Below are 7,501 nucleotides of genomic sequence, written 5' to 3'. Positions count from 1 at the left end.
CGGCGAGCGCCTTGGACAGCTCGGTCTTACCGACACCGGACGGGCCGGCGAAGATGAACGAGCCCGACGGGCGCTTCGGGTCCTTCAGGCCGGCTCAGGAGCCGCTGTTCAACTGGAGACGGAGCCAGAGCCCCAGCCCGACGATCGCCGCGAACCAGACGACACCCACCAGAACGGTGTAACGGTCCAGGTTCTTCTCGGCCACCGAGGAGCCGGCGAGGCTGGAGCTGACGCCACCGCCGAACATGCTCGACAACCCGCCACCCTTACCGCGGTGCAGCAGGATGAGCATGGTGAGCAGGATGCTCGTGATGACCAGCAACACGATCAACGTGTATGCGAACCAGATCGGCATGGCTGGGGGGAGTCCTCTCGTAGCGATCCTCGCCCGGACAGGTCGGGCACGGTGGCACCGGCCGGTGGACGGGCGGTGTCCAGGATAGCGAGCGATCAGCGAGCGATGTGCTCGGGGAACCGGCAGATCTGCGCGAATTCTTCCGCGTCCAGGCTGGCGCCGCCCACCAGGCCCCCGTCCACGTCCGGCTGAGCCATGATCGAGGCGACGTTGGACGCCTTGACCGACCCGCCGTAGAGGATCCGAACCGCGTCGGCGGTCTCGGCGTCGAAGCGCTCCGCCAGCCGCTGGCGGACCGCACCGCAGACCTCCTGGGCGTCCTCGGGCGTCGCGGTCTTGCCGGTGCCGATCGCCCAGACCGGCTCGTACGCGATGACGACCTGGCGCACCTGCTCGGCGGTGAGCCCGGCGAGGCCCCCGTCGAGCTGGTCGGCGCAGTGCGCCACGTGGGTGCCCTGCTCGCGGATGTCCAGCCCCTCCCCCACGCAGAGGATCGGGGTCAGGCCGTGCGTGAGCGCCGCCTTCACCTTCGCGTTGACCAACCCGTCGTCCTCGTGGTGGTAGGCCCGCCGCTCGGAGTGCCCGACCACCACGTACGTGCAGCCGAGCTTGGCGAGCATCACGCCGGAGATGTCCCCGGTGTACGCGCCCGCCGTGTGCGGGGAGAGGTCCTGCCCGCCGTAGCCGATCAGCAGCTTGTCGCCGTCCACCGCCGTCTGCACGGTGCGCAGGGCGGTGAACGGCGGCAGCACGACCGTCTCGACCTCGGTGAGCTGCTTCTCGGTGAGGCTCGCGGCCAGCTTCTGCACGAGCAGGTTGGCCTCGAGGTGGTTGAGGTTCATCTTCCAGTTGCCGGCCATCAACGGCCGGCGGGTCGTGCTCGCCATGCTCAGTTCTCCAGGGCCGCGATGCCGGGGAGGGTCTTGCCCTCCAGGTACTCCAGGGAGGCGCCACCGCCGGTGGAGATGTGCCCGAACGCCTTCTCATCCAGGCCGAGGAGCCGGATCGCGGCCGCCGAGTCACCGCCGCCGACCACGCTGAACGCGTCGGAATCGGCGATGGCCTCGGCGACGCCCCGGGTGCCCGCGGCGAAGGGCGCCATCTCGAACACGCCCATCGGCCCGTTCCAGAAGATCGTCCGCGCGTTCCCGGGATCTCCACACGCGGAGGTCTTCAGGGCGGCGGCGAAGCCGGCGACCGTTTCCGGGCCGATGTCCAGCCCGATCCGGTGGCTCGGGATGCCGTCCGCCGGGAAGACGTCGTGATCGGCGTCCGGGGAGAAGGCGGTCGCGGCCACCACGTCGACCGGCAGCATGATCTTGCCCTCGGAGCGCTCCAGGAGGTTGCGGCAGGTCTCCACCATCTCCTCCTCCAGCAGCGAGGTGCCCACCTCGTGGCCCTGGGCCTTGAGGAAGGTGAAGCACATCCCGCCGCCGATGAGCAGCCGGTCGACCTTCGGCAGCAGCGCCTCGATCACCGCCAGCTTGTCGGAGACCTTGGAACCGCCCAGCACCACCACGTACGGGCGCTCCGGGTCGCCGGCCAGCTTGCCGAGCACCTCGACCTCGCGCAGCACCAGCCGGCCGGCCACGTGCGGCAGCCGCGCCGGCACGTCGTACACGCTGGCGTGCTTGCGGTGCACGGCGCCGAACGCGTCGTCGACGTACGCGTCGCCGAACGCGGCGAGCTGGTCGGCGAAGGCGCCCCGCTCGGCCTCGTCCTTGCTGGTCTCACCGGCGTTGAAGCGCAGGTTCTCCAGCAGGGCGACCTGGCCGTCGGCCAGGCCCGCGACGGTGGAGCGGGCCGAGTCGCCGACCGTGTCGGTGGCGAAGTGCACCGGAGCGCCGAGCAGCTCACCGAGCCGCCCGGCGACCGGGCTCAGGCTGAACTGCGGGTCCGGCGTGCCCTTCGGGCGGCCCAGGTGCGAGCAGACGACCACCTTCGCGCCGGCCTCGACCAGCGCGCCGAGCGTCGGCAGCACCGCGCGGATGCGTCCGTCATCAGTGATCGCACCGGTCTGCTTGTCGAGCGGGACGTTCAGGTCGGCGCGCACCAGCACGCGCCGACCCGACACCCCCTCGGCGAGCAGGTCGTCGAGGGTCCGGATGCTCACAGCGACGAACCGACCAGCTTGACCAGGTCGACCAGGCGGTTGGAGTAGCCCCACTCGTTGTCGTACCAGCCGACGACCTTGACCTGGTTGCCGACGACCTTGGTCAGCGGCGCGTCGAAGATGCACGACGCCGGGTCGGTGACGATGTCGGTGGAGACGATCGGGTCCTCGTTGTAGACGAGGATGCCCTTGAGCGGGCCGTCCGCGGCGGCCTTCAGCGCGGCGTTGACCTCGTCCACGGTGGTCTCACGACCCACGGTGACGGTGAGGTCGGTGACCGAGCCGGTCGGGATCGGCACCCGCAGCGCGTACCCGTCGAGCTTGCCCTTCAGGTCCGGCAGCACCAGGCCGATGGCCTTCGCGGCACCGGTCGAGGTCGGCACGATGTTCAGCGCGGCGGCCCGGGCGCGGCGCAGGTCGGAGTGCGGGGCGTCCTGCAGGTTCTGGTCCTGGGTGTACGCGTGGATCGTCGTCATCAGACCGTGCTGGATGCCGAACGTGTCGTGCAGGACCTTCGCCATCGGCGCGAGGCAGTTGGTGGTGCACGAGGCGTTGGAGATGATGGTGTGCTTCGCCGGGTCGTAGGTGTCGTGGTTGACACCCATGACGACGGTGACGTCCTCGTTCTTCGCCGGAGCGGAGATGATGACCTTCTTGGCGCCGCCGTCGACGTGCGCCTTGGCCTTGGTGGCGTCGGTGAAGAAGCCGGTCGACTCGATGACGACGTCCGCGCCGACCTCACCCCACGGCAGCGCCGCCGGGTCCTTCTCGGCGTACGCCTTGATGGTCTTGCCACCGACGGTGATCTCGTCGGCGGTGGCCTTGACCTCGAACGGCAGGCGACCGAGGATGCTGTCGTACTTGAGCAGGTGGGCGAGCGTGCCGTTGTCGGTCAGGTCGTTCACCGCCACGACCTCGATGTCGGCGTCGGACGCCAGCACTGCCCGGAAGAAGTTCCGGCCGATTCGGCCGAAGCCGTTGATGCCAACCCGGATGGTCACAGGTCCCATCTCCTCGCGTTCTGGTCTGCCGGCTTCAGACAACGGGCCGGCGGAGTGGTGTGCGCCGACCGTTGGAGCCGGCCGTTGACGGTTCGTCTCGGCACCCCGCCGCGGTCTGAGGACCTGACCGCCCGAGGCGGTAAGCACGACGAGGAGTGCCCGTGTCGGCCCCCTTGCCGTACTCAGCGACCTTATCCGAGCGCGTGAGACCACGTCGCGCCGGGTCGTGCTCCCGGCGCACCGTACGGCCCCACCGTCCTATCAGACCACGAGCATGTCGGGCGTGACGGCCGCTTCGGTATCCGGGATGCCGAGGTCCCGGGCCCGCTTGTCGGCCAGCGCCAGCAGACGGCGGATCCGTCCGGCGATGGCGTCCTTGGTCAGCGGAGGCTCGGCCAGCGCGCCCAACTCCTCCAGCGACGCCTGCCGGTGCTCCAGGCGCAGCCGCCCGGCGTCGGTCAGGTGGTTGGGCGCCTCCTCGGCCAGGATCTCCAGCGCCCGGGTCACCCGGGCGGCGGCGGCGACGGCGGCGCGCGCCGAGCGGCGCAGATTGGCGTCGTCGAAGTTGGCCAGCCGGTTGGCGGTGGCCCGCACCTCGCGGCGGACCCGGCGCTCCTCCCAGGCCAGCACGCTGGAGTGCGCGCCGATGCGGGTGAGCAGCGCCGCGATCGCGTCGCCGTCCTTGACCACCACCCGGTCCACCCCGCGCACCTCGCGGTTCTTCGCGGTGATGCCGATCCGCCGGGCCGCGCCGACCAGCGCCAGCGCCGACTCCGGCCCCGGGCAAGTGATCTCCAGCGCGCTGGAGCGGCCGGGCTCGGTGAGCGAGCCGTGCGCCATGAACGCGCCCCGCCATGCCGAGACCGCGCAGCAGACGTTGGCCGCCACCACGTGCGGAGGCAGCCCGCGCACCGGCCGGCCGCGCACGTCCAGCAGGCCGGTCTGCCGTGCGAGCGCCTCACCGTCCTTGACCACGCGGACGATGAAGTGGCTGCCCTTGCGCAGCCCACCGGACGCCAGCACGTGGATCTCGCTGGGGTAGCCGTAGACCTCGGCGATCTCCCGGCGCAACCGACGCGCCACCGCGCCGGTGTCCAGCTCAGCCTCCACCACCACCCGGCCGGAGACGATGTGCAGCCCGCCGGCGAAGCGCAGCAGCGCCGCCATCTCCGCCCGCCGACAGCAGGGCTTGGGCACGTCGACCCGACTCAGCTCGTCCTTGACCGCAGCCGTCATCGCCATTGTGCGTCCCCTCACGGACCTGTTCCGGCGTGTCGCCGGAGATTACGTACGTGTCTAACGATCGGCGCCCAGGACAGGCACCAGCGCGGCGCCCAGGGCAGCCGGATCATGGCGGGGAGTGCCGTCGATGACGGCGACGGGGGCGAGGACCAGGCGGGCACCCAGCGATTCTGCCGCACGTTCGACCGGTTCAGGGTCACCCACCGCCTTGGCGTCCGCGAGCACGAGATCAACCTTGAGCTCGGGCAGGTACCAGCGCAACGCCGCCAGATGGTCGGCGACCGAGAGGCCGAGGGTCTCCTTCTCCGCGGCCAGGTTCAGCGTGACCAGCCGCCGGGCCGAGCTGGACACGATCGCGTCGGCCAGCTGCGGCACCAGCAGGTGCGGCAGCACACTCGTGTACCAGCTGCCCGGCCCGAAGATCAACCAGTCCGCCGCAGCGATCGCCGCCAGGGCCTCGGCGCAGGCCGCCGGGGCGGCCGGGGTGAGGCGCAGCGACTCGACCCGCCCGGTGGTGACCGCCACCTGGTGCTGACCGCGTACGGTGCGCACCTCGTCGGGGGCGCTCGGGTCGGCGCCGCGCACCCGCGCCTCGATGCCGACCGGCTGGCGCGACATCGGCAGGACCCGGCCGACCGTGCCGAGCATGGCCCCGGCGTGTTCCAGCGCGGCCACCGGGTCGCCGAGCAGCTCCATGAGACCGCAGAGCACCAGGTTGCCCACCGCGTGCCCGGCCAGGCCGTCGGTGCGCGCCGCCGTCGGGTCCGCGCCGCGCGGCTCCGGGCCGCCCGCCGCCGCCGGGTCCGCGTCGGTCCCGCCGTCCGGGGGTACGCCGAGCGCCGGCACGGCGGCGAAGCGGTGCTGGAACAGCCCGGCGCTGCGTCGCGTGGCGGGGTGGTCTCCGGCCAGCGCCACCAGCGCCTGGCGCAGATCACCCGGGGGCAGGCCGCCCCGTTCGGCGCGCAGCCGGCCGCTGGAACCGCCGTCGTCACCGACCGTGACCACCGCGGTGATGTCCAGGTCGAGTTCGGGGGCGCAGTGACGCAGCGCACGCAGCGACGCGGACAACCCGTGCCCTCCGCCGAACGCGACCACCCGACGCGCCGTCATTCCCGCCCCAGGTCGCGGTGCTGCGCGTTGGCGGCCAGCCCCGACTGGCGCAGCCGACCGGCCAGCTCCTCGGCGATGGCCACGCTGCGGTGTTTGCCGCCGGTGCAGCCCACGGCGACCGTCAGGTACCGCTTGCCCTCCCGCTCGAACCCGGTGGTGGTGGCGTTGACCAGGTCGGCGTACGAGGCGACGAAGGCGTCCGCGCCCTCCTGACCCAGCACGTACGCGCTGACCGCCTCCTCCCGCCCGGTGTGCTCGCGCAGCTCCGGCACCCAGTACGGGTTGGGCAGGAACCGGGCGTCCAGCACGAAGTCGGCGTCCGGCGGCAGGCCGTACTTGAAGCCGAACGACAGCACGGTGACCCGCAGCCGGCGGGCGTCCTCGCCGCCGAACAGCTCCTCGATGCGCCGGCGCAGCTGGTTGACGTTCAGGTGGCTGGTGTCGATGATCACGTCGGCCTGGTCGCGGGCCTCCTCCAACAGCCCGCGCTCCACGGCGATGCCGTCGGCCAGCCGCCCGTCGCCCTGCAACGGGTGCGAACGCCGAACGCTCTCGAAACGCCGGATCAGCACCTCGTCGTCGGCGTCGACGAACACCACCCGCGGCGAGAAGCCCCGCTCCTTCAGCTCGCGGATCGCCCCGGCCAGGTCGGTGGAGAAGGCCCGCGAGCGCACGTCCAGGACCATGGCCGTACGCCGGGCCGCGCCGCCGGCCTTGAACGCCAGCTCGGCCATGTCGAGCATGAGCGCCTGTGGCAGGTTGTCCACGACGTAGTAGCCGACGTTCTCCAACGCCCGGGCGACGGTGCTGCGACCACCACCGGACAGCCCGGTGACCACCACCAGGGTGGTCTCCGACTCGGCCGCCGGCTGCCCGTCACCGGCTGTGTGCGCCTCGCTCACCCGTACCCCCAAGCCGTGGCGCCGCGGCCGCCATCGGCCGCGATTGGTCAATCAGCGACTCTATCCCGCCGGCCGGCGTCGGGTCGGGCGCGTCCGCACCCGGGACCGCGGGTCGCCCTCCCGACAGCCTCCGCCCTTGATAACGATCAGTAATCATCTATACGCTCCTCGTGATCGCCGCAGGTCAAGGCCGACATCTGGGAGGGTGCGATGCACGATCTGGCGGACAAGAACAAGTACGTCGGTTTCCTGTTCATGCGGATCAGTCCGGAGTATTTCGCCCTCGGCCGGGAGGGCATCCACGAGGTCTCCGCCGAGCACGCCCGGGATCTGGGCCGCTTCGCCAAGCAGCTCACCCACGTCGTCTGCACCGGGGTCAACGGGAAGTACGACCAGGTGACGATGGTGGAGGCCGACACCCTCGAGGAGATCAACGCCGCGGCCACCGCGTTCCGGATGGGGGCCAAGGCCCGCTACATCGAGATCGTCGACATCGTCGTCGGGATGAAGGCCCCGCCGCGCGGCCTGGCCAACCGGCCCAGCTGACCGCACGCTCGTCCGGTGTGCCCGGGTGCGCCGGGCGAGCGGTGTCGGGGTCGGCTCGTAGACTCCGCGAATGGCTTCCCCCACCGACCTGCGTACCGAGGACGCGCTGCCGGTGCTGCGCCGGGTGTTCGGCTACGACGCCTTCCGCGGCTTCCAGCAGCAGGTCATCGACCATGTCGTCGCCGGTGGCGACGCGCTGGTGCTGATGCCCACCGGTGGCGGCAAGTCGCTG

At 71.5% G+C, this 7,501-nt stretch carries 8 protein-coding genes; 1 reads left to right on the top strand and 7 read right to left on the bottom strand.

Going from position 1 to position 7,501, the window contains the following annotated elements:
* Positions 1-94 precede the first annotated feature (94 nt).
* The 7 genes from secG to rapZ form a co-directional block, all read right to left on the bottom strand.
* Positions 95-355 carry a preprotein translocase subunit SecG gene (secG, locus tag AB0J68_RS22665; protein ID WP_354860376.1) on the bottom strand — a complete coding sequence of 87 codons (261 nt, stop codon included), beginning with the start codon at positions 353-355 and terminating at the stop codon, positions 95-97.
* 95 nt (positions 356-450) lie between these two features.
* Positions 451-1,242, bottom strand: coding sequence for a triose-phosphate isomerase (gene tpiA, locus AB0J68_RS22660; protein ID WP_354860375.1), 792 nt, complete (start codon positions 1,240-1,242; stop codon positions 451-453).
* 2 nt (positions 1,243-1,244) lie between these two features.
* Entirely contained in the window at positions 1,245-2,468 is a 1,224-nt protein-coding gene (locus tag AB0J68_RS22655; protein ID WP_354860373.1) for a phosphoglycerate kinase, read from the bottom strand.
* Complete coding sequence (gene gap / locus AB0J68_RS22650; protein WP_354860371.1) at positions 2,465-3,469, bottom strand: type I glyceraldehyde-3-phosphate dehydrogenase; 1,005 nt, start codon at positions 3,467-3,469, stop codon at positions 2,465-2,467. The genes AB0J68_RS22655 and gap overlap by 4 nt, the downstream gene beginning before the upstream one ends.
* A gap of 261 nt (positions 3,470-3,730) precedes the next feature.
* Positions 3,731-4,711 (bottom strand): DNA-binding protein WhiA, encoded by a 981-nt coding sequence (gene whiA, locus AB0J68_RS22645; protein ID WP_354860370.1) that lies wholly within the window; start codon positions 4,709-4,711, stop codon positions 3,731-3,733.
* 54 nt (positions 4,712-4,765) lie between these two features.
* The gene (locus AB0J68_RS22640; RefSeq protein WP_354860368.1) at positions 4,766-5,821 is read right to left on the bottom strand and encodes a 2-phospho-L-lactate transferase CofD family protein; all 1,056 of its coding nucleotides are present in this window, start codon (positions 5,819-5,821) and stop codon (positions 4,766-4,768) included.
* On the bottom strand, positions 5,818-6,723 hold the full coding sequence (gene rapZ, locus AB0J68_RS22635) for an RNase adapter RapZ (protein WP_234588457.1): 906 nt from the start codon (positions 6,721-6,723) through the stop codon (positions 5,818-5,820). The genes AB0J68_RS22640 and rapZ overlap by 4 nt, the downstream gene beginning before the upstream one ends.
* A 210-nt stretch (positions 6,724-6,933) precedes the next feature.
* Between rapZ and AB0J68_RS22630 the strand changes: the two genes are divergently transcribed.
* Positions 6,934-7,269, top strand: a complete 336-nt coding sequence (locus tag AB0J68_RS22630; RefSeq protein WP_354860366.1) for a hypothetical protein — start codon at positions 6,934-6,936, stop codon at positions 7,267-7,269.
* Positions 7,270-7,501 lie beyond the last annotated feature (232 nt).

Source organism: Micromonospora sp. NPDC049580 (assembly GCF_040675595.1).
Lineage (GTDB): Bacteria > Actinomycetota > Actinomycetes > Mycobacteriales > Micromonosporaceae > Micromonospora.
The sequence above is the reverse complement of the archived record's forward strand: the minus strand, read 5'-3'. Positions and strand labels throughout refer to the sequence as shown.